The organism is Pedobacter sp. (assembly GCF_965279535.1).
Taxonomy (GTDB): domain Bacteria; phylum Bacteroidota; class Bacteroidia; order Sphingobacteriales; family Sphingobacteriaceae; genus Pedobacter.
Genome location: NZ_OZ257244.1, coordinates 3,256,133 through 3,280,291 on the forward strand (window position 1 = coordinate 3,256,133; position 24,159 = coordinate 3,280,291).

A 24,159-nucleotide genomic window follows, 5' to 3' on the forward strand; every position below is an offset into this window, starting at 1 on the left:
AGACGATTGTTTTTAGAAAAGGTTACAGGTTTTGTTCAAAGTCTTTATTCCTGTTATATGTTCCTAAAGAAACATAATGAAGGCGGGCAATAAAAAAAAGCCGAATATACCTTTAAGTACATTCGGCCTTTAAAAATGGTTTAATGCAGTTATTTTACGCCGAGTACATCAACGCCTTGTTCAAACACAACATCCACAGGGATGTTCTTTTTGGTTAAACGGTCCAGATCTTTTTGTAGGGCTGCTGAAATTAGTGCCTTTTCTTTTTGCGCCTTCTCTACGGCAAGCTTATCTCCATTCCCTTGCAAAGTAATGATGAAAGCACTTAGTTCATTCATGGCAGTTGCAAACTTCTCGAAATTAACTTTATACGTGCCACTTGATGTACGTTCAAAAGCGCCTTTTTCCTGGAAGTAGTTAAAGCATTGCATATTTGCTTTACCATGAGCTTCTGATACACCAAAGCGTACAGATCTTAAAATACCGGCCATGAAAGTAGTGTAGTAGTCTTTAATATCGCCCTGAAGTTCGCCTTTTTTTAATAGGCCAGTAACCATATACAAACCTAAAACATCGGCCTTGCCTTCTTCCAGCCAGCTGTATTGATCTTTAAGGGCCTCTCTAACAAATCCTTTTCCTGTAATCGTTTTCTTAATTCCCAAGCCGTGCGCTACTTCATGAAACATTACATTGGCAAAAAAAGCATCAAACTTGATGTATTGCTGTTGTTCAGCATCAATCAGTTCTTTAGCAATTGGAACCAATATTTTATCAAATTTAGCCTGCATCGCATTCTTTAATTGCGAGCGGCGTGTTCCTTTTTCCTGCTGAATCTTTTCATCATTAGGCAGGTTAACGGCTATGGTTTTTGACCCGGCATTGCAATCGCCCGCATAGTAAACAACATCATAAGCATTAAGTTCTGAATCTGTACCTGGTGTTTCGGCCTTATATTTAGCTGCAACAGGCAGGTTTTTCTGTAGCTCAGGAAGCATTTTTACATACTTGGCTAAGCGTTTACTCCACTCCTTATCTTTTATTAAAACATAGGCTTCGTAACTGGTGCGGGCATTAAACATTTTATCTTCATAGTTCTCTATCGGGCCAATAATGATGTCTAACCCATTAGATTTCATGTCTAACCAGGCATAATCACTTGCCGTGAAATTGTCAGTTACCAGTGCGTCGGCTCTTAGATTCAGGTATTTTTTAAGTCCGGCATCTTCAGCAATAAGCGCAGCTTGTTTTAAAAGTGAAGAGGCTTTTTGAAGTTCGGCTGCAAATTGAACATGATAAGGTACAGTGCTTAGTTTTCCTGTACTGTCTTTCTTCACAAATGAATATGCACCAAATTTATCTTTAAGATCAGATTTTTCTATTTCGGCTTTTGTTATTCCATATGGATAAAATGATGCACCCTCCGGTCTTATACCTACTCCGGCAACAAAAGGCTTGTCGTTGTTTAGTCTATCCCATGGGCCATAATTAATGTTTACAAAATCACGGGTCTTTTCATCTTTTATGGTTGCTAATAAACTATCACGTTGTGGATAAGTTTGCTTCCAATATAGCTCATCCATAATTTCTGCTGCCTGAATGAGCAAAGGAAGAATCTTCCTGTCGTTAACACTGAGATTGTTTATATTGGTCGTAAGTTTTACCCGTTCGTAAATAGATAAGCGCTGTGCGACATAATTGGTTAGGCTGTCTTTTTGTACCGTTTCGCCTTTTTCGTTTACGGTTTTATTGTTGTTGGTACAACCTGAAACAAGGGCAACAGAAAGTGCTACCGCAGATAGAATTGTAGATGCTTTGTATAAATTCTTCATTCTTAATATATATCGGGGCTAAATTAGTAAAATTTGAATCCATTGTATAAAGTTTGATGCAAAGGATGAAGTTTCCTATAACTTTGTAACTTCATTATTTTAAAAGTAAAACATGTTGTTAACCCATTCTTCAAAATCTATTGCGCTCTTATTGATCTCTTCAGTATGTTTATGGTCTTCTTGTGGAAGCAGTAAATATGCGGCAACAGAAAAGATCTATAAGCAGAAAACTAAAGATTTTGCTAAGATTATAACCAGTACTCCTCCTGTAGGACAGTTATATGATCCTGTAGAAGGAACAAATCAAACCTGGGTTGGTTCTGTAAATTTCGGGATACGCAAACCCAATTTTGTCATCATTCACCATACTGCACAAGATAGCCTGGCGCAAACCATTAAAACTTTCCATTCTACCAAAGCAGGGACGAGTGCACATTATGTAATCAGCCGAGATGGCAAGGTTGTGCAAATGGTTAATGATTATTTACGCTCCAACCATGCGGGGGTAAGCAAATGGGGTAAAGATACCGACCTGAATTCTTCTTCCATAGGAATCGAATTAGACAATAACGGAACTACTGACCCATGGCCGGATGCACAAATTAACAGTTTGCTGAAGTTATTAGCCACACTCAAGAAAAACTATAATATTCCGGCGGCAAATTTTATCGGGCACTCAGATATAGCACCTAAACGCAAACCTGATCCCAATAATTTCCCATGGAAGAAACTGGCTGAAAAAGGATTTGGATTTTGGTATGATGATGTACTGAAGAACCCTCCTGCAGATTTCGATACCACCAATGCCCTGAAATTAATGGGCTATGATACCAGCGACTTGGGAGCAACCATTACAGCCTTTAAACGCCATTTTATTCAAAGCGATTTAACACCAAAGCTAACACCAGTAGATATTTTGGTGTTATATAATGTGTATACGAAGTATTAGTAAACTTAAAGCATAAAAAAAGCGACTAACTGTCGCTTTTTTTATTTATTGTCTAAAATTATGCTTTCTTAAACGTATCCTTTAGTGTAACGGTTCGGTTGAAAACTAATTGATCTGCTGTAGAATCCTTATCTAAACAGAAGTAACCTTTTCTGATGAACTGATAACGGCTGTCCAGGTTGGCATCAGCCAAAGCCGGTTCAATGTAAGCCTTTTGCAATACGGTTAAGCTTTCAGGATTTAAGTAATCCTTAAAATCTCCTTCTTCTGCATCAGGCGTTTCTGATGTAAATAACCTATCGTATAAACGGATTTCTGCTGTCTTGGCATGTTGTGCGCTTACCCAGTGAATGGTGCCTTTTACATGAACACCACTGGTGTCGCTTCCACTTTTAGATTCTGGAATATAAGTACAATGAATTTCGGTTACATTGCCATTTTCATCCTTTACAAAATCTTCGCATTTAACGATGTAGGCAAATTTTAAACGAACCATTGCCCCGGGAGCCAAACGGAACCATTTTTTAGCAGGAACTTCCATAAAGTCTTCACGCTCAATCCAAAGTTCGTTACTGAACGGAATAATGCGTGTACCACCGCCATCCTCTGCCTCTGGATTATTCTCGCCGGTAAGTTTTTCTGTTTGTCCGGCAGGATAATTGGTAATTACCAGTTTAATCGGATCTAAAACAGCCATTACTCGATTGGCAGATTTGTTTAAATCTTCACGGATACAGAACTCCAGTAAGCTCAATTCAATTAAGTTCTCGCGTTTGGCAATACCTATACGCTCACAAAACTCACGGATACTTTTTGGCGTAAACCCTCGTCTGCGTAAACCGCTGATTGTAGGCATGCGTGGGTCATCCCAGCCGCTCACTAATTTTTCGTTAACCAATTGCAGCAACTTACGCTTGCTCATTACCGTACTGGTTAAATTCAGGCGGGCAAATTCATATTGTTTAGAAGGGAAAATCTCCAGTTTCTCAATCAGCCAATCGTAAAGTTCGCGGTGAGAAACATATTCTAAAGTACAGATGGAATGCGTTATGTTCTCGATACTGTCGCTTTGTCCGTGGGCGAAATCATACATTGGGTAAATGCACCATTTGTTGCCGGTACGGTGGTGCTCTGCATGTTTAATGCGATAGATGATAGGGTCACGCATTAGCATATTTGGGCTAGCCATATCAATTTTTGCACGCAAAGTGTAAGCACCATCGCCAAATTCACCATTTTTCATTCTGGTGAAAAGGTCAAGATTCTCGTCAATACTGCGGTTACGATAGGGGCTATCCTGGCCAGGTTCCGTGGGCGTACCTTTTAAAGCTGCAATTTCATCTGCAGTGCTTTCATCAACATAAGCCAGGCCTTTTTCAATTAGTTTCACTGCAAAACCATATAATTCATCAAAATAATCCGATGCATATAGTTCATTTTTCCAGTTAAAACCCAACCATTTAATATCTTCTTGCTGGCTGTTTACATATTCCGTTTTCTCCGTTACCGGATTGGTATCATCAAAACGGAGGTTGGTATAGCCACCATATTTTTGTGTTAGTCCGAAATTTAAGCATATTGCTTTAGCATGGCCAATGTGTAGGTAACCATTAGGTTCAGGCGGGAAACGCGTAACCAAAGTTTCATACTTGCCACTATTTAAGTCGTTCTCAACAATTTCTTCAATAAAGTTCAATGACTTCTCTTCACTCATAAAAACCTGTAAATTAGGAATGCAAAGGTAAAAAGATTGATCGTAATTCTCCTTGTTTTAGTTAATGATTAATTTGATATTCAAAATCGATACATTTACATCAACTTAATATTCATTATGAGCAAAGTATTAAATCGTCCGGTACGCGTTTTAGTAGCAAAAGTTGGGCTTGATGGGCACGACAGAGGCGCGAAAGTGATTGCAACATCTTTAAGGGATGCAGGAATGGAAGTGATTTATACGGGTTTACGCCAAACCCCGGAAATGGTGGTAAATACTGCGCTTCAGGAAGATGTAGATGCCATCGGCATTTCAATCCTTTCAGGAGCTCATATGACTGTTTTTCCCAAGATTATAGCATTAATGAAAGCAAAGGATATGGATGATGTGTTACTTACCGGAGGAGGCATCATACCTGAAGTAGACAGAAAAAAACTTGCTGATTTGGGCGTTGGAGAGCTTTTCCCTCCGGGAACAACCATGGCAAGTATTGTTAAATATATTCAAGACTGGGTTTCAGTAAACAGAAATTTTTAATTATGGGATATCAAAATCTAATCACGACAGTTAAGGATAACATTTTATATGTTACCATAAGTAGGGAGAAGGCATTGAACGCATTGAACAAGGATACTTTAACCGAACTTGCAGCGGTTATTATTTACGCCAATCAAACAGATGAGATTTCAGGTGTGATTTTAACTGGTGCAGGAGAAAAAGCTTTTGTAGCAGGGGCAGATATTAAAGAATTTTCAGATTATACAGGCAAGCAGGGCGAAGAACTGGCCAGGACTGGTCAGGATAAGGTATTTAATGCAATAGAAAATTCTGCTAAGCCCTTCATTGCTGCTATTAATGGTTTTGCACTGGGCGGTGGTTTAGAACTGGCCATGGCCTGCCATATCAGGGTAGCAGCCGATCAGGCGAAAATGGGACTGCCAGAAGTAACTTTAGGTCTAATCCCCGGTTATGGCGGTACGCAACGCTTAACACAATTGGTCGGAAAAGCTAAGGCGATAGAAATGATTATAACAGCCAATATGATTACGGCGGTAGAAGCCGAAAAGATTGGATTAGTAAATCACGTTGTTCCGCAGGCAGATTTGATTGACAAAGCAGCGGAAATTTTAAGTTTTGTGAAGCAACGGGCACCGCTTGCGGTTGCTGCAGCAATAAAATCTGTAAATGCAGCCCTTAATGGAAAGGATGGGTATTCGGTTGAAATTGAAGCGTTTGGTAAATGTTTCGAAACTGCAGATTTTAAAGAAGGCGTTGCTGCATTTGTTGACAAAAGAAAGCCAGTTTTTAATAAAAAGTAGCTTGTTTGTATAATTAGTTCTATATGATTGAAAAATAACTGTAGAAAAAATTTCCCATTCCGGGTTATTTTTGTATATATGCATTATTAAAATAAAACTCTCCACTATTGCTTCATCCCTCATGGTTCAGAGATTTTTAGAATATTAATTTTATTCTGATGAAGAAAAAAATACTAATTATAGATGATGAGGTAAACATCGGTCTGTTACTGTCAAGGTTTCTTACCAGAAATGGTTTTGAAGTGGCTAATGTAATAACCGGAGGCTCTGCATTTGAGCTAATGGCAGCAGAAAGATTCGACCTGGTGTTGTGCGATTATCGCCTGGATGATACTGATGGCAGAGCAATTTTGATCAAGATTAAAGAAGAATATCCATTTACAGGTGTAATTATTATTACGGGTTATTCTGATATTAAGCTTGCTGTCGAACTGATTAAGCTAGGTGCATACGATTATATAACCAAACCGCTTTATCCGGATGAGATTCTAAATACCATCAATAAGGCGCTGGAAACGCAAAGGGCTTTGAATGAATCCAGCGTAACAGAAACTAAAACTACAACTACACAGGCAGCATCCGGATACGTTAATCATGGAGATTATATCGACGGTAAAAGTGAAGTATCACTAAAATTGTTGAAACAGATCCAACTGATTGCACCAACAGCCTACAGCATTATATTAACCGGTAAAAGTGGTACCGGAAAAGAATATGTAGCCAAAACCATTCATTTGAATAGTTTGCGTAAAGATCAGCCATTTGTGGCGATGGATTGCGGGTCTTTAACTAAAGAACTTGCCGCAAGTGAGTTCTTTGGGCACGAGAAAGGTGCTTTTACCGGGGCACTGTATACTAAAATAGGACATTTTGAACAGGCAAATGGAGGAACATTATTTCTGGATGAAATTGGCAATCTTTCTTATGAAATACAAGCAACCTTACTTCGAGCAGTGCAAGAGCGAAAGCTGAAAAGAATTGGCAGTACCAAAGAAATTGACCTGGATGTTCGCATTATTGTGGCTACCAACGAAAATTTGATCGAAAACATAGCCAATGGAAGCTTTAGGGAAGATCTATATCATCGTTTTAATGAATTTTCTATTGCTGTTCCTTCTTTAAAAGAAAGAGAACAAGATATTTTAGTATTTGCTGAACGCTTTTTATGGGTAGCCAATAAAGAACTCAATAAAAATATCAGGGGTTTTTCTGAAGATGTAAAAAAGTGCTTCCTCAATTACCATTGGCCAGGAAATGTTAGAGAACTCAAAAATATTATCCGCCGCCTAGCCCTGCTTACCGAAGGTTATGAAATTGAAGTCGAGGCCTTGCCATTAGAATTATCCAGCCGTTACACCAAGGATTACGAAAGTGAGATATTACTTAAACAAGCCAAGGCAGCAATGGCTGATAAACCGAAAGATTTAAAAAATGCTGCCCAGGAAGCCGAGTATGATACCATATTAAGGGTATTGAAGGAGGTAAACTTCAATAAAACAAAAGCGGCTGAAATACTGAATATTGATCGGAAAACTTTATACAATAAAATTAAAGCAATCAAATTAGAAGAATAGAAGACTTGAGGGAAGGGGCAATTAATGTGAAGGCAAGCCAGGACTTAACACAGAACCCGCAACAGATAAATCATTTAAAAAAGTTTAAAACAAAACACAGCTTTTTTATCTTTTAGAGAATACCAAACAGCTCGATATGTCAGTATTTTCTTATAAGCAACGCAATAACATTAACCTGGTCATCATCATTGCACTTGGGATATTAATTGCTTACTCACTTCAGGCTATTTTTGGAGCTATTTTAAGCACCCTGGTTCTTTACACCATTTTGCGCCCGGTATATATTCATCTGGCAGAAGAGAAGGGTTGGAATAAACGGGTAGTATCGATTCTGTTAATTGGGGTCAGTTTAGTATTGATCGTTTTACCCTTCTATGCGCTAAGCAGCATGGTTATCAGCAAGATTTCAGAGCTCAAAAATAATGAGATTTTCTTTAAAAACCTGTTGGTAAAACTTCAGCACCTTATCCCGGTTAAAATTAATCAGGATCTGATTCAGGAGGGTATGAATAGGTTAGGTAACTGGGCAACGCAGCTTTTCCCATCACTCATTTCAAGTGCCGTAAACATTGTGCTGAGTTTGCTGGTTATGTACTTTTTGCTCTACTTTATGCTTATTGAGCGTAAACGATTTGAGTTTTCACTAATTAAATATGCACCCTTTAGAGAACAAAACGCGCTGCGCTTTGGCGATGAAATGCGGAATACCACCTATGCCAATGTGTTGGGTCAAGGGCTTATTTGTTTGGTTCAAGGCTCCTTAGTGAGCTTGTCTTTTTTTATATTGGGTTATAAGGATCCGCTCTTTTGGGGGGTAATTACTACATTTATTTCTTTTGTTCCTATTTTAGGGCCACCGGTAGTGTTTGTGCCTGCGGCTATTTTGCAAATTGCAAATGGAAATAATTTTGAAGGCTGGGCCATGCTAATCTTCGGCTTTGTTGTAATTATCAACATTGATAATGTACTGAGATTTATTATCGCAAAAAAAGTTGGTAATATACACCCTATAATTACTGTAATTGGCGTAATTATTGGTATCCCATTATTCGGAATCCTGGGATTAGTTTTTGGGCCACTGTTATTATCTTATTTTATTTTGCTTGTTAAAATCTACGAAACCAGTACGCTGGCTTCAGAAAGATTGGAAAGAATTAAAACAAATAATGAGCATAATGAGTTATAAAAATAGCTTAACAGTAAAATAATATAGTAAATTTATATTGTATGTAATTGTTAAACCCTTAAAATACATTGATTATGAACGATAACTCAAAAGTTGTAGTAGCCTTATTGGCAGGATTGGCTGCCGGTGCCGCTTTAGGTATATTATTTGCCCCTGATAAAGGTGAGGAAACACGTGACAAACTAAGCCAGTCACTTAAAGATTTGGGCGATTCTATTAAAGATAAAGCTGCCGATGAAATCAACAACTTGGCTAGTTTAAAAGATAAAGTAGTAAGCTCAATCAAAACAAAGTTGAGAAGTGTTGAAGAAGAATATAGCGATGATGTAGAGCACGCTTAATTCATAAATATAACCGGGCGCTTGCGCCTGGTTAAATCTCATCTAAACTATGCAAGAAAATAAAGATAAAAGTATTGAAGACCTTGTAGATGATGCCAAAGGCTTTTTGGAAGCAAGGATTGAATATACACGACTTTACCTCGTAGAAAAGGTATCCAAATTATTTGCCGATATCGTAACCAGTACTGCCGTTATTGTATGTTTTATACTTGCATTTTTATTCGGTAGCGTTACGCTGGCCCTTTTCCTTTCTGATGTATTGGGGAGCTATACGCGTGGCTTCGGTTGTGTTTCTCTGATTTATATCGTATTGGCAATTATTGTTTATTTAACCAAAGATAAATACATTGAGAAGGCTATTATTAATGTAGCGATCAGAAGGTATTTTGATAAACTGGCAGATAAGGAGGCTGACGATGAAAAATTATAACATCCGGAACCTGGAAGATCTGTTGGCGAGAAAGAATGAACTTAAAGTTCAGTATACGCTTAAGCAGGACGATTTAAAGCGCGATACCAAAGCTTATTTTAAACAGTTTACACTGGGTGCACTGATCAAAAAATATGCTACCCCAAGTAATTTTTTTAAAGCAGACGAAAAGTTAAATATCAGCAGTACAGCAATGTCGTTAATTCTGCCCATGTTAATGAATAAAACCATTTTCAGAAGTTCAGGCTTTGTTACCAAGGCGCTAGTGGGACTGGCATCGGGTAAATTGGGTAAATCTTTAGATGCTGAACATTTATCAGCCATATTTAATTCGGTTAAAGGCTGGTTTAGTAAGAAAAAAGAGAAGAATGAAAAGAAGTTTGTCGACTATGGCATCCCGCCGGATAGTGAAACTTATTAAAACAAAAGCCCCGGTTTTTTTGAAATCGGGGCTTTTGTTTGTTCAATGTACTGAAGCAAGTTCAGCAAAGTAGATTATAAATCTGTTTTGATCTTTAATTCCTTTAATTGTTTTTCATCAATTGTACTTGGACTATCAATCATCACATCTCTTCCTGAATTATTTTTAGGGAAAGCAATTACATCACGGATGGTATCTAAACCAGCAAAAATCGAGGTTAATCGATCAAAACCAAAAGCAATACCGCCATGTGGAGGCGCTCCGAATTCGAATGCATCCATTAAGAAACCAAACTGCTTCTGAGCTTCTTCAGCACTGAAGCCTAGGTGTTTAAACATTAATGCTTGTAATGCACGATCGTGGATACGGATAGAGCCACCGCCAATTTCAGTACCATTAATTACCATATCATATGCATTTGCACGAACTTCTCCTGGCTTAGTGTCCAATAAAGCAATATCTTCTGGCTTAGGCGAAGTAAACGGATGGTGCATGGCATGGTAACGTTCAGTTTCTTCATCCCATTCTAATAAAGGGAAGTCTAGCACCCAAAGCGCAGAGAATTTATTCTTATCACGTAAGCCTAAACGGTTACCCATTTCTAAACGGAGCTCGTTGAGTTGTTTGCGTACTTTATCTGTGTTGCCGGCTAAAATTAATAACAAATCACCTTTTTCTGTCTGAAAGGCTTCACTCCATTGCTTTAAATCTTCCTCGTTAAAGAATTTGTCTACAGATGATTTGATCGTATCATCATCATTATGACGGGCATAAATTAACCCTGTTGCGCCAATTTGCGGCCGCTTGATGAAATCAGTCAGCTCATCCAACTGTTTACGTGTATAGCCGGCAGCACCTTTGGCATTGATACCCACTATCAGTTCAGCGTTGTCAAATACAGGGAAGCCTTTACCTTTTACTAAATGGTTAAGCTCAACAAACTGCATGTCAAAGCGTGTGTCTGGTTTGTCAGAACCATATAAACGCATAGCGTCTGCATATTGCATGCGCGGTACAGCAGGCAAATCATAATCACGAACCTCTTTAAATAAAGTGCGGATTAAGCCTTCAAAAGTGTTTAAGATATCTTCTTGTTCAATAAAAGACATCTCACAGTCAATCTGTGTAAACTCAGGCTGACGGTCAGCTCTTAAATCTTCATCTCTAAAGCACTTTACAATCTGGAAATAACGGTCGAAGCCAGAAACCATTAACAATTGTTTGAAGGTTTGTGGCGATTGAGGTAATGCATAAAATTCACCTTCGTTCATGCGGCTAGGCACCACGAAATCTCTTGCACCTTCTGGAGTTGATTTGATCAGTACCGGAGTTTCAACCTCGATAAAATCCAATGCATCCAGGTATCTGCGAACAGATTGTGCCATTTTATGGCGTAAAACCAGGTTATTGCGAACTGGGTTACGGCGTAAATCAAGATAACGGTATTTCATGCGTAATTCATCACCACCATCTGTTTCATCATCAATCATGAAAGGAGGTAATTTAGCTGCATTCAGAATTTCTAAAGACGAAACTTTGATCTCAATTTCTCCTGTAGGAATTTTTAAGTTTTTGTTACTGCGTTCTACAACGGTACCAATAGCTTTAATTACAAACTCACGGCCTAAGCTGCGGGCGCTTTCGCATAATTCGCGATTATCGTCCATGTTAAAAACCAATTGTGTAATGCCGTAGCGATCACGAACATCAATGAATGTCATGCCTCCTAAATCTCTTGATTTCTGCACCCAACCACATAAGGTTACACTATCACCTAAATTTTGAAGGTTTAATGCACCGCAAGTTACTGTTCTTAACATATTTGTAATTATAATTTGAGCGGCAAAAATACCGATTTTGTTTTAAAGTTTTGAAAGGAAGATTTAAGGAATTTTTGCCTGGTAATTTTAATGGCTATCGAGCTGTTTTAAAGGGGCATCTTTCTTTAAAAGAATAGAATTTTCAGAAGATTATTAATATTTCTCTTCTAAAACAATTTCAACCGCAGTAATTTTCCACTCACCACTTGAGTATTTCCAATGGTTGATTTCTTCAGTTTGAATGGTTTGCTTTTTGGTAAATAAAAGCAGATTAGACTTGATTAAAACAGATTTCCTGGCAATTTTCTCGGTAAAAGTATCATTTTCCAACGATGATTTAATCCGGTAATGACTGGTTTGGTAAGATTTAATATTTCTAAAAGCCCGCTGTAAATCGCTAGTCAGCTGTTTCTTGGAAATTGTAATCCCCGAAGCATCCTTATAATTCAGGGTATCGTCAAAATGGTTTACAAAATCGCTTACGTCTTTATTCTCTAATGCCTGATTGGCTTTTTGATGTATATGGTCTAATGCGGCAATAATTAAATCAGTTTCCATGGTATGAAGGTAGAATTTTTGTACTTCGAATTCAAATTTATGATGTGAGTACTGCCCTTTTTCCATAGATGCTTTTATTACTGCCCTAACTTTACCCTAAACAAAATGAATTACCTGGAAAAAATAAAATCATGTTATTGCCTGAACTTTAATCTCTGAAAGATCCGACCTTTCATACTTTATAAACTTTTTTCTACCTTGATGCAACGTTTCAAAATCTCCCTTGTCTTATAATCAGAATCATCAACATTTTGGAAACCGTCTACGTAGATAAAAACTTAGAACTAGTAAGAGCGTGTATGCAGGGCAGCCGGGCAGCGCAGTTTGAATTGTATAAACTGTATGCCAAGGCAATGTATAATGTGGCTTTGCGCATCTTAAACTATGAGGAAGAAGCGGAAGATGTATTACAGGAATCATTCCTGGATGCATTTACCAGGATTGTTGATTTCAGGCAGGAAACTACCTTCGGTTTGTGGTTAAAGCAGATTGTAATTAACAAATCAATTAACTACCTCCGTAAACGGAAATTCGAATTTGTTGGAACCGATGAAGTAGGAGAACTGGCAGATGAGATTGGAGCAGATGAATATGAAGTGCAACTTCAGGCAGAAGAAATCAGGAGGGCAATTACTGAACTGCCTGATGGCTATCGGGTAGTGTTGAGTTTATACCTTTTAGAAGGTTATGATCATGAGGAGATTGCACACATTTTGAAAATTAGTGAAAATACAAGCAGAACACAGTATATGAGGGCGAAAAAAAAGCTCAAAAGTATTTTAGAACAGAAAGGGATGAGAGATGAACAATAGGTTAGAAACATTTGTAAAAGAAAATCGCAAGGCATTTGATGTGATGGAGCCTTCGGCAGGGCTTTGGGCTAAAATTGAAAAAGAGCTCGATACAAAAAAGAAAAAAAAGCCTGTAAAGCTATATCTCTGGATGAGTGCAGCCGCAGCTATAGTAGTAGTTTTAGGCTTAACCTGGCTTTACTTAGGAAGGTTAAAAGGCAATGATATCGACATTGCAGATGTTAACGAAGCTTATGCAGAAAAAGATGTACACTACGCAGGATTAATTACTGAAAAAAGAGATAGCCTGGCCATTTTTGCATCGGCAAATCCAGATTTGTATAAAAAGTTCACATCTGATTTAAAAAAGCTGGATGATGAGTATGAGCGTTTGAAAGAAGAACTGCCTAAAACACCTAATCAAACTTTGGTGGTAAACGCCATGATTGAAAACCGTAAAATTCAGTTACGCCTGCTTAAACAACAATTATTGATCATCAATCAGGTAGATGATTATAAAAAGGTAAACCAAATTTAAAAACAACAACAAATCGTTCCATAAGGCTGCGATAAAACGCTCATCACATTAAATTAAAGAAGCCAGTCGGCGGGTTTTTTAAGATTTAATGAGCATAATATGAATAACATGAAAACAACAGGATTTTTATTGGTCTTTATGGCCGTAGTCGCCGTTAAAACCAATGCTCAGGAAATTGCACTGCACAGTATCCCATCAGACAATTATGCAGTAAATACGGTAAAAGTAAGTACAGTAAATGCTATTGTTTCAGCCATGCAGCAAACGGAAACGGGAGGAGATGCAGAGCGCTCAAAATCTTTTAGCAAGAGCTTTAGTGTTGATAACAACGATAAAGTAAACCTAAATAATCAATACGGATCGATTACCATTAAAACCTGGGACAGGAAAGAAGTAAAGGTTGATATTGATATTAAGGCCTATAGTAATTCGGATAGCGATGCTCAGAAACTGATTGACGAAGTTAGCATTGATGCCGCCAAGGTGGGCGATGTGGTTTCCATTAAAACCCTAATGGGCGCGCGTAATGGCAGGTATGGAAGAAATGTAAAAAATGGTGTAACTACCTGGAGAAGGGAGCTAAAGGTGAGTTATACCCTTTATATGCCCGCAGTAAATCCATTAACCGTTCTTCAGCAATACGGAAATGTTGATATGGGCAATTTTTCGGGGCCAACATCACTAAAAATACAATATGGAAACCTCAATGCAGGTAATTTAAGTAATGGTAATAATTATATCAATGTTCAATATGGTAAAACAACCATTCAGGAGTTGAATACTGCTATCGTTAAACATGAATACGGAGCTGGGGTAAGCATTGGTACTGCAGGTACCATTGCGGTTGATGCAGAGTACGTTGCGGTAAATATCAATAACATTAAACGATCTGCAGATATTAAGGTTCAGTATGGTGGCGGATTAACCGTAGGGAATATTCAGGGAAATTTATTATTGAACAGCGAATATGCTAAAGTGAATATCAATACCATTAAAGGCAATACCGTTATTAAACAAGCTTATGGTAAACTTGCCCTGGCTAGCGTTGGAAAGCTTTCATTAAAAGCCGAGTATACTGATGTAGCCATCGGCAATCTGAATAGTGATGCCAATATCGATATGGAGTATAATAGAATTACTATAGATGATATTGCTCCGGCATGTAAAAACTTTACTTACAACGCAGAGTATGTGAGCGCCGGTTTTGGTTTTGGAAATGGATATACCGGAAGCTTTAATGTAAACAGCACCTATTCGGGATTTAAATATGGTGGTAATGTATCTGCAAACCTGGTGAGCAAGGATGATGAAACGAAAAAATATTCGGGCAAGATTGGTAATGGGGGCGGAGCAAACATTAACATTAAGGTAGAATATGGTTCGTTAACATTCAAATAAAAATTAATTAACCAAACATAAAAGTCTTGCTGAAAAGCAGGACTTTTTTATTTGTTTTGCAAGATGAAAAAATACTTTCTTGCATGCTTTATTTCTATTTATGCTTTGAGCTTACAGGCACAAACCACGCCAGTTAAATGGGCTACGCAGGAAACTTTTTTTGAAGATTTAGTTGGCAAAGTGTTGCCCGATTTTAAAGGACGAACAGTTAAAGGTTTGCCTTTTGCTAAAAAGAGTCTCAACGATCAGATTGTTCTGATTAACTTCTGGTTTGAGAAATGTCCTCCATGCATAAAAGAAATGCCATTACTCAATAGTTTGGTAAGCAAGTATAAAAACAAGGGCATCCGGTTTATTGCAGTTACTTACGATCCTGTTATTAGTGCAAGGAAGTTTCAGCAAAAAAACGGATTTCAATATGAGGTGGTATGTTTAACACAGGATGAAATTGGCCGGCTAAACATTAATCATGGTTTTCCCACAAATGTTTTGATCGGGAAAGATGGTAAAATCATCTATGCTACGGCAAATTTATCCCTCGATGAAGATTTGCCAGAGCTAAAGGATAAAACAGTACGCTTTGAAGCGCTTTTGAAAGCTGAAATTGCCAGAACTAAACAGTAGATATAAAAAAACCGATATACCCTAAGATATATCGGTTAAAATATAAATTGATAAACCTGATTATTCTTCCAGATAGCCAAACTTGCCCTGATTGTAGTCTTCAATAGCTTGATGAATTTCTGCTTCTGTATTCATCAGAAATGGTCCGTATTGTTGTATTGGTTCATTAATCGGTTCTGCACTTAATACCAGTACGATGCTATTTTCCAGCGCTTCAATGCTGATATTTTCTCCTTTTTGATCGAAATATACAAAGCTGTTAACGGTTGCAGTTTCTTTGCCATTTATTCGGATATTTCCTTCTACCACCATAAAACCGGTATTAAAGTGCTTCGGAAAGCTAAAATTTGCTTTTGCACCTGCGTTCAATCTTGCATTATATAGTTCGATAGGGGTAAAGGTACTTGCAGCACCTGCCGTGTTTTGATAATTTCCGGCAATGATTTCAATTTTACCGCCATTACCTGGTAAAGTAAATACCGGCATATCAGACTGCTTAATGGCCTGGTACTTTGGCCTGCTCATTTTATCTTTCGCAGGTAGGTTAACCCAAAGCTGAATCATTTGAAATGGCCCGCCATTTAAACTATAATTTTCTTCATGGTATTCTTTATGTAAAATACCACTGGCTGCGGTCATCCATTGTACGTCGCCCGGATAAATTACGCCATTGTTGCCTGAACTGTCGTGATGTGCCACCGCCCCATGATATGCAATAGTGACTGTTTCAAATCCACGATGCGGATGCACACCTACACCGCGAGGCTCTTTTCTCGCAGAAAATTCAATTTTAGCGCCATAATCCATCAAAAAAAATGGATCCATGTTTATCTGATATCCGCTCGGGAAAAAATTGTGTACCCTAAAGCCATCGCCAACCATGTGTGGTGCAGGCGCATTTAATACACTTACTACTTCTTTTATGTTGGTTTCCATATTACCTCCATGGAAAATTTAATCAGCCCACTGAATGCAGACTGTATTTTGAGGTTGAATTAAGCTTGTTTTACAAACTGTAATTCACCTAAAAGACGAACTTCTTCACTTACCATTACACCGCCGGTCTCTAATGCAGCATTCCAGGTTAAACCAAAATCACTGCGGTTAATTTTACCGCTTAAGGTAAAGCCAGCTTTAGTGTTTCCCCATGGATCTGTAGCTATACCACCAAACTCAGCAGTTAACTTAACTGGTTTAGTCTCTCCTTTGATGGTTAAGTTGCCTTTTACAATATAATCATCACCATCTTTTTCTACCGATGTGGATTTAAATTCAATGTGTCCAAATTTCTCTGCATCGAAAAAATCTCCGCTTTTTAAGTGATTATCACGATCGGTATTTCCAGTATCAATAGAGCTAATGTCTCCTTTAAAAGAGATATCTGCATTTTCGAAATCATCCCCATTGGATGTTAATTCTGCTGCGAATGATTTTAAACTACCAGTTACAGTAGTGATCATTAAATGTTTTACTTTAAACTGTAATTCACTGTGTGTTGGATCTAAAGTCCATTTTGTAGTTGCCATATCTTTGTGTTTTTGAGATGTTTAATATTTATAACACAAATGTACAGCAGTGGTTTGGAAGGAGAATTGATGTATGGTAAGTAAATGTTTAATTGTTTAACTGATGAATCGTTCATTTGCTGAGTTGCGGAGAACATTCACTTCTTCAAAATTCATCTATACGATAATTAATGATTGAAGGATGGAATGAGAGAATGATTGAATTTGTTTAACTGATGAATTGTTGATTTGCTGAGGGCATTCAATCATTCAAAACTCACTCATTTAAGATTACCTAAGGCCTGAAATGTTTATTAGCCAGCTCCTTCCGAACCCTGCTGAGCGACTCGGGAGTAATCCCCAGATAGGAAGCAATCATCCATTGCGGCACCCGGAGGGTAAGGTTGGGATAAAGTTTAATAAAGTCTAAATACCTTTCTTCTGCAGTAGCACTTAAAAGCATATTTATCCTTTTCTGCATAAAGCGGATAGAATTATTGAGTAAACGGATTTGCATGGGTTGCAGGCAAGGTACTTTACGTGCTGCTTCTTCCATAAAATCGTTAGGCATCAGAACCGCTTCAGTGGCTTCAATAGCATCTATAAAAAATATAGCCGGCTCATTATTCATGCTATTGCGATCGGACACTAACCAATTCTCAGGTGCAAATTGTAAAATGTGTTCTTTGCCTTTTTCATCAATTGAATAAGCTCGCAATAAGCCCTTCCCAACAAAAAAGCCATGCTTAAACTGGTCTCCTTTGTATTGAACAATTTGATTTTTTTCGAATTTTTTTACCTTCAGATCTCCAGAGATACTATCGAACTGTTCATCAGTGATGTCAATTTTTTCCTTCAGGTAGTTTTTAAACTGATGAATCATAAAAGCGTCAAATTACTTTTTAACGGTTTTAATGTCAGAAAAATCAACGCCACATTTGCAGTTTCCACCACAGCCATCTTTTTTCACCTGCAAAGATTTATAAACCAAACGGCCAACATATACCAATGCTACCGCAAAGAGTAAAAAGACTAAAATCGTTTGAATATCCATAATACAAATATAACAGGCTTTTGCTGTTTAGCGTTCAGTTAAATGTAAAAAGGTGGTAAGCTCCTGAAGTGCGGAACTGTTATTTCTCCATTAGGCCTATTGTACCACCTACCCAGTCAAAATCTGCATTGTATCGTACACCAATCATTTTTCCTCTGCTAAGGCGGGCAAGATTAATGCAAAGCTGAGGCTCTTCTCCATCAGCCCATAAGTACATCATTCTGATTTCCGCTTTTACGCCACCAGTAGGTGATTGAACAGCGGGCTCATATTTTACCTTTCGCTGGAGAATCCAGTTTTCGGGATCTTTGATGTTGCTTATATCTTCAGGGCTCACATCAATAATTACACCCATTCCTGCAAATGAAAATAAGGGTTTTAACACATAGTTCTCTAAGTCATGAGGAACATTATCTATCTGATCTAAAAAGCGCGTTTCGGGAACAAATTTGCTGTTTAAGAAGGGCATGGTATACTTGCTGATCCGGTAAAACCAGTTAGGATGCGTTACCCATTCTACATTTAATGTTTCACGTGGATCAAAGTTTTTGTTTAAAATTTCAGGATTTTCAGCTATTTCGTCAAAAATTAGCCTGTTATATATTCTCTTTAGCTGAATTTTTTCGGATCCTTCCTGATAAAAAAGGTTTTCACCCTCTTTGATGATATCCTCCAGCGCCAGGATTTTAATTCCCAGCATTTTCTGGGTAACCAAAAAGTCTATTGCTGTTTTTTGATTGTGAGCATCTACATCCATCAAAGCAACCTCATGTGGCTGATGTTTTCCAAGAATCACTTTTTTGAGCAGGGCTATATATTTTTCCTGATTGAAACCATTAAGGAAATAGTCAACAGAGTCGTCTATATTAAATACTTCCTTAAAGTTTTTACCCATATGGTGCTGAAAGCCATAAAGAGAAGGGAAACCTTGCATTTCAATAAGCATTGGTATGAGTTCGCCTTTTTCATCTTTGCAAACACCAAAATCAAAAGTTAAAAAATGGGGTTGGGCATTTTCATTGGGTACCCGCCATTCTTGAGGAATTGCATTTTCGGTGAGGGATTTAAAGTTATCTTGCCTAATGAGGCTAATAATTTCATTTCCTGCTTCGATCAGCTTGTTTTTTAGTGCTTTAGGCACAAAGACTGGGGTTTCGGCTACCCGAAAGGGGATTTCAATTAAGCCTTCCTCCAGTTTCTGGAGAAAGGCTTCGTATTTTTCGGGGCTGAACTTTTGATTGTATTTTTGGCGTTGAGCGGGTATCATAATGCTAATGGATTAATGAAGCCAAATCGTTTTAAATCCTGCTTACAAGGTGTTTTAGCCCATTGTTAAGCTTCCTGAAATTTTCCTATTGCTTTATTTAAAAAGTTAGGAAGGATAACGCTTTGCGTAAGTACTATTCTTTTCGGATCGTCCAGGCTGTTGAGCATATCGAGATACTTGGCTTCGCCATGGGTATCAATAATCAGCTTTTTCTTTTCCTCCTGGAGCAGATACATTTTCATGCCTATGGGGTCCGCTTCTGGATGAAATTGTGTACCTATAATTTCATCCGTAAAACGGATAGACATCATGCATCGTTCTAAATTCACATGTTTGCGTTCTTTTTCTATCGCCAGGAGCTTGGCTCCTTTCGCTTCGAAAGCTTCAAAATCTGGCGAGATAACCTGCCAGTCTCTACTATCAACAGAATAAAAAGGATTAGAAATTCCTTCAAAAACCTCCTCTTTTTCTCCATCTTTAGTTAAGGTAATTGGAAATATTCCAAAAGCATTTGAACGCCTCTCGGTTACTTTGCCCAGTTTATATTTACGGCAGGCCAGTTGAAACGAGTGGCAGATTAAAAAAGCATATTTCTTTTCTTCCTTATTTACTGTATTGAATGCTTCAATCTGGTCTAACAGTTGAAAGAAGTCATTCTCCCATTTCTCGCCTTCACTTTCAACAGGGCTACCCGGACCGCCGCTAGAAATATATACATCATATTCCATACCTGGTATTTCGGCTTTTTGCCTTAAATCGAAAATATCAAATTGGAGGTCGATGTGGTTATCGGTTTTAAAACGGGATAAAATCTCCTGAATTCCCCGCATCCCCTGGTTAGGAGCCCCATTGTTCATGTCAATAACGGCTACCTTTAAAATGCTTTTATCCATGGTTTAATTACTTTGCACCTATAAGTGTTTGAGTAGTAATGTAATCTACTACGGATTCAAAGTTACCAGTTTGTTCGTAAACCGCCAACTGCCTGTCAGCACCAGTTCCATGCTCCAGTATTTTATGCACGTAATTAATGTCGTCTCTGCAGCCTAAATCATCTACTACATCATCCACAAAATCTAAAAGTTCTAAAATCAGGTTCCGACAATTGACTTCCATTTCTTTGCCAAAATCAATTAAATTTCCATCAACACCATATCGGGCTGCCCGCCATTTATTCTCATTAATTAAGGCTCTTGAATAACTGATGAACTTCATGTTTTGCAAACGAAGCTTATACAATTTTGCACATAAGGCTTGGAATAATGCTGTAAAAGCCATTGATTCATCAATTAGCATCGGGCAATCGCAAATTCGAAACTCTACCGTATCAAAAAACGGATGAACGCGGATGTCCCACCATATTTTCTTTGCATTATCCATGCAATTGGTCTTGATGAGCAGTTTCACATAATTATCGTAATCCTCAATGCTGTTAAAGATATCCGGAATTCCTGTTCTTGGAAATTTATCAAAAATCTTTGTCCGGAAAGATTTGTATCCTGTATTTCTCGACTCCCAAAAAGGCGAATTAGTTGACAAAGCGAAAACATGGGGCAGGAAATACCTCACCTGATTGGCAATGTGAATGGCCAATTCTCTTGACTGGAAGCCTACATGTACATGCAGGCCAAAAATTAAATTAGAACGGGCAGCTTCCTGCAGTTCATTTACAATTTCATTATAGCGGGGATGTTCTGTAATCAATTGTTTTTCCCAATGTGAAAATGGGTGTGTTCCGGCTGCTCCAATTCGAAGCCCTTGTTCTCCTGCCAGTTGCGATACTGTGTATCGAAGCTGAGAGATTTCTTTGCGGGCTTCTTCGGTACTTCTGCAAATGCCTGTTCCTACTTCAACCACTGCCTGGTGCATTTCTGCTTTTACCTGGTCTTTGTGGATCTTTTGTGCAGCCTCAACAATTTTTTGGTCGTGCGAAGTTAACTCTCTGGTAACGGGATCAATTACCATGTATTCTTCTTCCACGCCTAGCGTAAATTCATTCATCCTAATGCTCATTAATATTATCCCTAATTATTTCTTAACTGTGGCTTTTTTTGGTTTGGCGACTGTTTTTTCAACAGCGGGTTTACTGCTTGGTTTCTTAGTTTTTGCAGGCGCTTTGGATATCAGAGGTTTGCCAGCTACCGATGATTTGATATATTCTCCCCAGGTGAGGTTATCCTGACCATCTTTTTGTGCCTGCGCTCTTTCTATAGCATAATTTGCAGTGGTTTCTACTACCCATTCAAAATTTTCCGCTCCTACACTTTTTACATCTGCATCTGGTGCCGGATTGCAAAAATCTATGGCAATTGGTATGCCGTCTCTAACTGCAAATTCTACCGTATTAAAATCGTATCCCAGAAAGGTGCAAAGTTTGATCACATAATCTTCTATGGTTTTTAACAGTTTAGTATCCGGTGCAAAACTGTCTACAGCATAGCGCAAATGGTGTGGGTTACGCGGATCATAAGACATGATGCGCACATGTTTACCCCCAATGCAGTAGCATCTGTAATACTGTTCAAAGATGATTTCTTCCTGTAACAACATAACGAGTTGTGCTGTGCCAGCATGCTTATTGAAAAAATCTTCTTTATCATGAAGTTTGTAAACATCCCGCCAGCCACCGCCATCAAAAGGTTTCATATAAGCTGGAAAGCCAACATAATCAAAGATGGCATCCCAGTTTAAGGGCATGGCTAAGTTTGAAAAAGATTCTCCTGTAGTTCCTGTTGGATGCTCCCTGGATGGGATCAGCGCTGTTTTCGGCACCGGAACACCAATTTGCTCTGCAAGTACGTTGTTAAAAAATTTTTCATCAGCACTCCACCAAAATGGATTGTTAATTACTGCAGTACCGGTTATGGCTGCATTTTTTAAGGAAGACCTGTAAAAGGGAACATCTTGCGAAATGCGGTCGATAATTACAGCGTAGCCTAAGGGAGCGTTCTGAAATATTTTGTCAATTTTAACGGCCTCAGCTGTGATGCCTTTAATGGCTTTCTGGTTAATTCGTTCGATAACGGCTTCAGGAAAAGAGCGCTCCTGTCCGAATAAAATCCCTATTTTTTTCATTCTTTGAGTTTATTGTTTAATGATCAAACATCTTAAATGTCAGATCGTTTTGTTGATTTCTTCTTTAAAGTTGAGCAATATATTCAGGGAACATTTCTCTCCAGATCGGCCAGTCATGATCAGCATTTTGCCTGATATCCAGCCAGTGGTTAATGCCTTTCTGATTGAGGATGTGTGATAACCTTTCATTGTCAGGTCTGCACATATCCCGATCGGTAGTTCCGAGAACAATTTTCAAGTAATGCAATTCTGGATTGCTATTGTTGGGGATGAAATCTATGGGGTTGTTAAAATAAACATCGTTATTGTAGAATCCGTCTAACTGGCCGGTAATGTCAAATGCACCACTCATACTAAACATATGGCTTACCAGCCAGGGATGTCTGAAAGCAAAATTCGCTGCATGATACCCACCAAAACTACAACCTGCCGTTATTATTTTTTGATGGCCTGTTTCATGTTTGGCTAAAGGAGCAAGTTCTTCCAACAGGTATTTGTCATACCAGATGTGATTTTTTACACGATCTGCCGGAGGAATACTTTTATTGTACCAGCTTAATTTATCAATGCCATCCGGGCAATAAATCTTAATTTTTCCCTCATTGATGAATCCCTCAACAGAATCTATCAGGTTGAAATCTTTATTTTCGAAATATCGCCCCATACTGGTTGGAAACAGTAGAATAGGGATACCACTGTGGCCAAATATTAACAAGTCAATGTCAGTACTTAAATTTGGGCTGTACCATTTTTTATGTTCTTCTTTAACCATATCAAAAAATGAATGTTTTAATATAGAAATTAAATCTCATAAAAAGAACGAAAGCTTTTTTTTAAAATGGATATAAATGAAAGGTTTTGTAAAAAAATGCCGCTGATATTTAATAGTTTAGAGAGAATCGTACCTTTGCCCGAATTTATAGGCATTGCGCCAGGTGAACGGTGATTTGAAGTTTATGTACACAACAATTTTATCAGTTAAAGTTAATACCAGTAGTTTTAAAATCCCTTCTGCTTATTTAAAGCATGAGGTTGAAATAGATATTTATACCCCCGAAGGTATTTTAGGGAATGAAAAAATTGAGTTGCTTTTACTCAATGACGGGCAGGATGTAGCCAAAATGAATTTCACAGAAATTTTAGAAGAAGCACATCATAATAAAAGAAATCATCGGTTAATTGTTGTAGCAATTAAAGCCTCAGCCGATCGGTTAATGGAATATGGCGTAGCTGGTATACCCGATTTTAAAGGCAGGGGGGCTAAGGCCAGTCAGTATACAGATTTCATCGTAAAAGAGCTTTTAACTTTTGTAAAAAAGAAAATTGCCTTACCGGTGATGGGAAAGGTGGCTTTCGCTGGCTTTTCGTTAGGTGGTTTATCTGCTTTTGATATCGCCTGGAATAATCCAAATGTTTTTGATGCTGTTGGCGTATTTTCTGGTGCTTTTTGGTGGAGAAAGAAAGATTTGACCGATGGCTATACCGATGCAGATCGTATTTTACATGAAATGCTTGACCAAAGTACAGGCAAACCTCAAATGAAATTCTGGTTAATGACGGGCACGGAGGATGAACAGGCCGATAGGAACAAAAATTTGATCATTGATTCTATTGATGATACCATTGATGTAGTAAAGTGTTTGATGAAAAAGGGATACAAAAGGCCAAATGAACTCTTTTACTACGAAAAAGTTGGCGGTAAGCACGATGTACCTACCTGGGAAAGTGTAATGCCCGCATTTTTGAACTGGGCTTTTGAGGTTTAA

The 24,159-nt window shown here is 38.1% G+C and carries 26 protein-coding genes; 13 read left to right on the forward strand and 13 right to left on the reverse strand.

The features are described from left to right. Window positions 1-149: 149 nt before the first annotated feature. Entirely contained in the window at window positions 150-1,829 is a 1,680-nt protein-coding gene (locus ACQY77_RS13185; RefSeq protein ID WP_421941685.1) for a dipeptidyl-peptidase 3 family protein, read from the reverse strand. A 112-nt stretch (window positions 1,830-1,941) separates the two neighbouring features. On the opposite strand from ACQY77_RS13185, the gene ACQY77_RS13190 reads away from it, so the two are divergent. Then, complete coding sequence (locus ACQY77_RS13190; RefSeq protein WP_421941684.1) at window positions 1,942-2,778, forward strand: N-acetylmuramoyl-L-alanine amidase; 837 nt, start codon at window positions 1,942-1,944, stop codon at window positions 2,776-2,778. 58 nt (window positions 2,779-2,836) lie between these two features. Here the strand turns inward: ACQY77_RS13190 and ACQY77_RS13195 are convergent, their stop codons facing one another. Further along, the gene (locus ACQY77_RS13195) at window positions 2,837-4,492 is read right to left on the reverse strand and encodes a glutamine--tRNA ligase/YqeY domain fusion protein (protein WP_421941683.1); all 1,656 of its coding nucleotides are present in this window, start codon (window positions 4,490-4,492) and stop codon (window positions 2,837-2,839) included. A gap of 117 nt (window positions 4,493-4,609) precedes the next feature. On the opposite strand from ACQY77_RS13195, the gene ACQY77_RS13200 reads away from it, so the two are divergent. From ACQY77_RS13200 to ACQY77_RS13230, 7 genes are all read left to right on the forward strand, one after another. Further along, on the forward strand, window positions 4,610-5,029 hold the full coding sequence (locus ACQY77_RS13200; RefSeq protein ID WP_421941682.1) for a cobalamin B12-binding domain-containing protein: 420 nt from the start codon (window positions 4,610-4,612) through the stop codon (window positions 5,027-5,029). Between the two features lie 2 nt (window positions 5,030-5,031). Beyond that, a complete protein-coding gene (locus ACQY77_RS13205; protein WP_421941681.1) occupies window positions 5,032-5,811 on the forward strand; it encodes an enoyl-CoA hydratase/isomerase family protein in 780 nt (259 codons plus the stop codon). Between the two features lie 158 nt (window positions 5,812-5,969). Next, window positions 5,970-7,385, forward strand: coding sequence for a sigma-54-dependent transcriptional regulator (locus tag ACQY77_RS13210; RefSeq protein WP_421941680.1), 1,416 nt, complete (start codon window positions 5,970-5,972; stop codon window positions 7,383-7,385). A gap of 136 nt (window positions 7,386-7,521) precedes the next feature. After that, complete coding sequence (locus tag ACQY77_RS13215) at window positions 7,522-8,571, forward strand: AI-2E family transporter (RefSeq protein ID WP_421941679.1); 1,050 nt, start codon at window positions 7,522-7,524, stop codon at window positions 8,569-8,571. A 74-nt stretch (window positions 8,572-8,645) separates the two neighbouring features. Further along, window positions 8,646-8,912, forward strand: coding sequence for a YtxH domain-containing protein (locus tag ACQY77_RS13220; RefSeq protein ID WP_039474732.1), 267 nt, complete (start codon window positions 8,646-8,648; stop codon window positions 8,910-8,912). Between the two features lie 49 nt (window positions 8,913-8,961). After that, complete coding sequence (locus ACQY77_RS13225) at window positions 8,962-9,342, forward strand: phage holin family protein (protein ID WP_421941678.1); 381 nt, start codon at window positions 8,962-8,964, stop codon at window positions 9,340-9,342. Beyond that, window positions 9,329-9,763 carry a hypothetical protein gene (locus ACQY77_RS13230; RefSeq protein WP_421941677.1) on the forward strand — a complete coding sequence of 145 codons (435 nt, stop codon included), beginning with the start codon at window positions 9,329-9,331 and terminating at the stop codon, window positions 9,761-9,763. The genes ACQY77_RS13225 and ACQY77_RS13230 overlap by 14 nt, the downstream gene beginning before the upstream one ends. Window positions 9,764-9,837: 74 nt before the next feature. Here ACQY77_RS13230 and aspS read toward each other — a convergent pair whose 3' ends face one another. Both aspS and ACQY77_RS13240 read right to left on the reverse strand, forming a co-directional pair. After that, window positions 9,838-11,583 (reverse strand): aspartate--tRNA ligase, encoded by a 1,746-nt coding sequence (aspS, locus tag ACQY77_RS13235; RefSeq protein ID WP_421941676.1) that lies wholly within the window; start codon window positions 11,581-11,583, stop codon window positions 9,838-9,840. 153 nt (window positions 11,584-11,736) lie between these two features. Then, a complete protein-coding gene (locus ACQY77_RS13240) occupies window positions 11,737-12,141 on the reverse strand; it encodes a hypothetical protein (protein WP_421941675.1) in 405 nt (134 codons plus the stop codon). A 251-nt stretch (window positions 12,142-12,392) separates the two neighbouring features. Here ACQY77_RS13240 and ACQY77_RS13245 point away from each other — a divergent pair, with 251 nt between their 5' ends. The 4 genes from ACQY77_RS13245 (at window position 12,393) to ACQY77_RS13260 (ending at window position 15,492) form a co-directional block, all read left to right on the forward strand. Continuing rightward, a complete protein-coding gene (locus ACQY77_RS13245; protein WP_421941674.1) occupies window positions 12,393-12,953 on the forward strand; it encodes an RNA polymerase sigma factor in 561 nt (186 codons plus the stop codon). Continuing rightward, the gene (locus tag ACQY77_RS13250) at window positions 12,943-13,470 is read left to right on the forward strand and encodes a hypothetical protein (protein ID WP_421941673.1); all 528 of its coding nucleotides are present in this window, start codon (window positions 12,943-12,945) and stop codon (window positions 13,468-13,470) included. The genes ACQY77_RS13245 and ACQY77_RS13250 overlap by 11 nt, the downstream gene beginning before the upstream one ends. 99 nt (window positions 13,471-13,569) lie before the next feature. Beyond that, window positions 13,570-14,868 (forward strand): hypothetical protein, encoded by a 1,299-nt coding sequence (locus tag ACQY77_RS13255; RefSeq protein WP_421941672.1) that lies wholly within the window; start codon window positions 13,570-13,572, stop codon window positions 14,866-14,868. 63 nt (window positions 14,869-14,931) lie between these two features. After that, on the forward strand, window positions 14,932-15,492 hold the full coding sequence (locus tag ACQY77_RS13260; protein WP_421941671.1) for a TlpA family protein disulfide reductase: 561 nt from the start codon (window positions 14,932-14,934) through the stop codon (window positions 15,490-15,492). Between the two features lie 60 nt (window positions 15,493-15,552). Here the strand turns inward: ACQY77_RS13260 and ACQY77_RS13265 are convergent, their stop codons facing one another. The 9 genes from ACQY77_RS13265 to ACQY77_RS13305 all read right to left on the reverse strand — a co-directional run bounded on the left by ACQY77_RS13265 (window position 15,553) and on the right by ACQY77_RS13305 (window position 23,165). Then, window positions 15,553-16,428: a pirin family protein gene (locus tag ACQY77_RS13265; RefSeq protein ID WP_421941670.1), complete on the reverse strand. Its 876-nt coding sequence runs from the start codon at window positions 16,426-16,428 to the stop codon at window positions 15,553-15,555. A 59-nt stretch (window positions 16,429-16,487) separates the two neighbouring features. Further along, the gene (locus ACQY77_RS13270; protein WP_421941669.1) at window positions 16,488-17,018 is read right to left on the reverse strand and encodes a YceI family protein; all 531 of its coding nucleotides are present in this window, start codon (window positions 17,016-17,018) and stop codon (window positions 16,488-16,490) included. Window positions 17,019-17,292: 274 nt separating this feature from the next. After that, window positions 17,293-17,880: a Crp/Fnr family transcriptional regulator gene (locus ACQY77_RS13275; protein WP_421941668.1), complete on the reverse strand. Its 588-nt coding sequence runs from the start codon at window positions 17,878-17,880 to the stop codon at window positions 17,293-17,295. 12 nt (window positions 17,881-17,892) lie between these two features. Further along, window positions 17,893-18,051: a FeoB-associated Cys-rich membrane protein gene (locus ACQY77_RS13280; RefSeq protein ID WP_421941667.1), complete on the reverse strand. Its 159-nt coding sequence runs from the start codon at window positions 18,049-18,051 to the stop codon at window positions 17,893-17,895. A gap of 79 nt (window positions 18,052-18,130) precedes the next feature. After that, the gene (locus tag ACQY77_RS13285) at window positions 18,131-19,318 is read right to left on the reverse strand and encodes a hypothetical protein (RefSeq protein WP_421941666.1); all 1,188 of its coding nucleotides are present in this window, start codon (window positions 19,316-19,318) and stop codon (window positions 18,131-18,133) included. Between the two features lie 65 nt (window positions 19,319-19,383). After that, the gene (locus tag ACQY77_RS13290; protein WP_421941665.1) at window positions 19,384-20,211 is read right to left on the reverse strand and encodes a type 1 glutamine amidotransferase; all 828 of its coding nucleotides are present in this window, start codon (window positions 20,209-20,211) and stop codon (window positions 19,384-19,386) included. A gap of 7 nt (window positions 20,212-20,218) precedes the next feature. Next, window positions 20,219-21,331, reverse strand: coding sequence for a carboxylate-amine ligase (locus ACQY77_RS13295; RefSeq protein WP_421941664.1), 1,113 nt, complete (start codon window positions 21,329-21,331; stop codon window positions 20,219-20,221). A 15-nt stretch (window positions 21,332-21,346) separates the two neighbouring features. Then, window positions 21,347-22,393, reverse strand: a complete 1,047-nt coding sequence (locus ACQY77_RS13300) for an ATP-grasp domain-containing protein (RefSeq protein ID WP_421941663.1) — start codon at window positions 22,391-22,393, stop codon at window positions 21,347-21,349. A gap of 64 nt (window positions 22,394-22,457) precedes the next feature. Beyond that, window positions 22,458-23,165 carry an esterase family protein gene (locus ACQY77_RS13305; protein WP_421941662.1) on the reverse strand — a complete coding sequence of 236 codons (708 nt, stop codon included), beginning with the start codon at window positions 23,163-23,165 and terminating at the stop codon, window positions 22,458-22,460. A gap of 184 nt (window positions 23,166-23,349) precedes the next feature. Here ACQY77_RS13305 and ACQY77_RS13310 point away from each other — a divergent pair, with 184 nt between their 5' ends. After that, window positions 23,350-24,159: an alpha/beta hydrolase gene (locus ACQY77_RS13310; RefSeq protein ID WP_421941661.1), complete on the forward strand. Its 810-nt coding sequence runs from the start codon at window positions 23,350-23,352 to the stop codon at window positions 24,157-24,159.

Bases quoted from the DNA above. Each gene is read 5' to 3' on its own strand.
- ACQY77_RS13220 (WP_039474732.1), top strand. From the start codon at position 8,646: ATGAACGATAACTCAAAAGTTGTAGTAGCCTTATTGGCAGGATTGGCT.
- ACQY77_RS13295 (WP_421941664.1), bottom strand. From the start codon at position 21,331: ATGAGCATTAGGATGAATGAATTTACGCTAGGCGTGGAAGAAGAATAC.
- ACQY77_RS13190 (WP_421941684.1), top strand. From the start codon at position 1,942: ATGTTGTTAACCCATTCTTCAAAATCTATTGCGCTCTTATTGATCTCT.
- ACQY77_RS13240 (WP_421941675.1), bottom strand. From the start codon at position 12,141: ATGGAAACTGATTTAATTATTGCCGCATTAGACCATATACATCAAAAA.
- ACQY77_RS13185 (WP_421941685.1), bottom strand. From the start codon at position 1,829: ATGAAGAATTTATACAAAGCATCTACAATTCTATCTGCGGTAGCACTT.
- ACQY77_RS13205 (WP_421941681.1), top strand. From the start codon at position 5,032: ATGGGATATCAAAATCTAATCACGACAGTTAAGGATAACATTTTATAT.
- ACQY77_RS13225 (WP_421941678.1), top strand. From the start codon at position 8,962: ATGCAAGAAAATAAAGATAAAAGTATTGAAGACCTTGTAGATGATGCC.
- ACQY77_RS13255 (WP_421941672.1), top strand. From the start codon at position 13,570: ATGAATAACATGAAAACAACAGGATTTTTATTGGTCTTTATGGCCGTA.
- ACQY77_RS13290 (WP_421941665.1), bottom strand. From the start codon at position 20,211: ATGGATAAAAGCATTTTAAAGGTAGCCGTTATTGACATGAACAATGGG.
- ACQY77_RS13300 (WP_421941663.1), bottom strand. From the start codon at position 22,393: ATGAAAAAAATAGGGATTTTATTCGGACAGGAGCGCTCTTTTCCTGAA.
- ACQY77_RS13210 (WP_421941680.1), top strand. From the start codon at position 5,970: ATGAAGAAAAAAATACTAATTATAGATGATGAGGTAAACATCGGTCTG.
- ACQY77_RS13275 (WP_421941668.1), bottom strand. From the start codon at position 17,880: ATGATTCATCAGTTTAAAAACTACCTGAAGGAAAAAATTGACATCACT.
- ACQY77_RS13250 (WP_421941673.1), top strand. From the start codon at position 12,943: ATGAACAATAGGTTAGAAACATTTGTAAAAGAAAATCGCAAGGCATTT.
- ACQY77_RS13265 (WP_421941670.1), bottom strand. From the start codon at position 16,428: ATGGAAACCAACATAAAAGAAGTAGTAAGTGTATTAAATGCGCCTGCA.
- ACQY77_RS13230 (WP_421941677.1), top strand. From the start codon at position 9,329: ATGAAAAATTATAACATCCGGAACCTGGAAGATCTGTTGGCGAGAAAG.
- aspS (WP_421941676.1), bottom strand. From the start codon at position 11,583: ATGTTAAGAACAGTAACTTGCGGTGCATTAAACCTTCAAAATTTAGGT.
- ACQY77_RS13200 (WP_421941682.1), top strand. From the start codon at position 4,610: ATGAGCAAAGTATTAAATCGTCCGGTACGCGTTTTAGTAGCAAAAGTT.
- ACQY77_RS13195 (WP_421941683.1), bottom strand. From the start codon at position 4,492: ATGAGTGAAGAGAAGTCATTGAACTTTATTGAAGAAATTGTTGAGAAC.
- ACQY77_RS13270 (WP_421941669.1), bottom strand. From the start codon at position 17,018: ATGGCAACTACAAAATGGACTTTAGATCCAACACACAGTGAATTACAG.
- ACQY77_RS13280 (WP_421941667.1), bottom strand. From the start codon at position 18,051: ATGGATATTCAAACGATTTTAGTCTTTTTACTCTTTGCGGTAGCATTG.
- ACQY77_RS13305 (WP_421941662.1), bottom strand. From the start codon at position 23,165: ATGGTTAAAGAAGAACATAAAAAATGGTACAGCCCAAATTTAAGTACT.
- ACQY77_RS13310 (WP_421941661.1), top strand. From the start codon at position 23,350: ATGTACACAACAATTTTATCAGTTAAAGTTAATACCAGTAGTTTTAAA.
- ACQY77_RS13285 (WP_421941666.1), bottom strand. From the start codon at position 19,318: ATGATACCCGCTCAACGCCAAAAATACAATCAAAAGTTCAGCCCCGAA.
- ACQY77_RS13215 (WP_421941679.1), top strand. From the start codon at position 7,522: ATGTCAGTATTTTCTTATAAGCAACGCAATAACATTAACCTGGTCATC.
- ACQY77_RS13260 (WP_421941671.1), top strand. From the start codon at position 14,932: ATGAAAAAATACTTTCTTGCATGCTTTATTTCTATTTATGCTTTGAGC.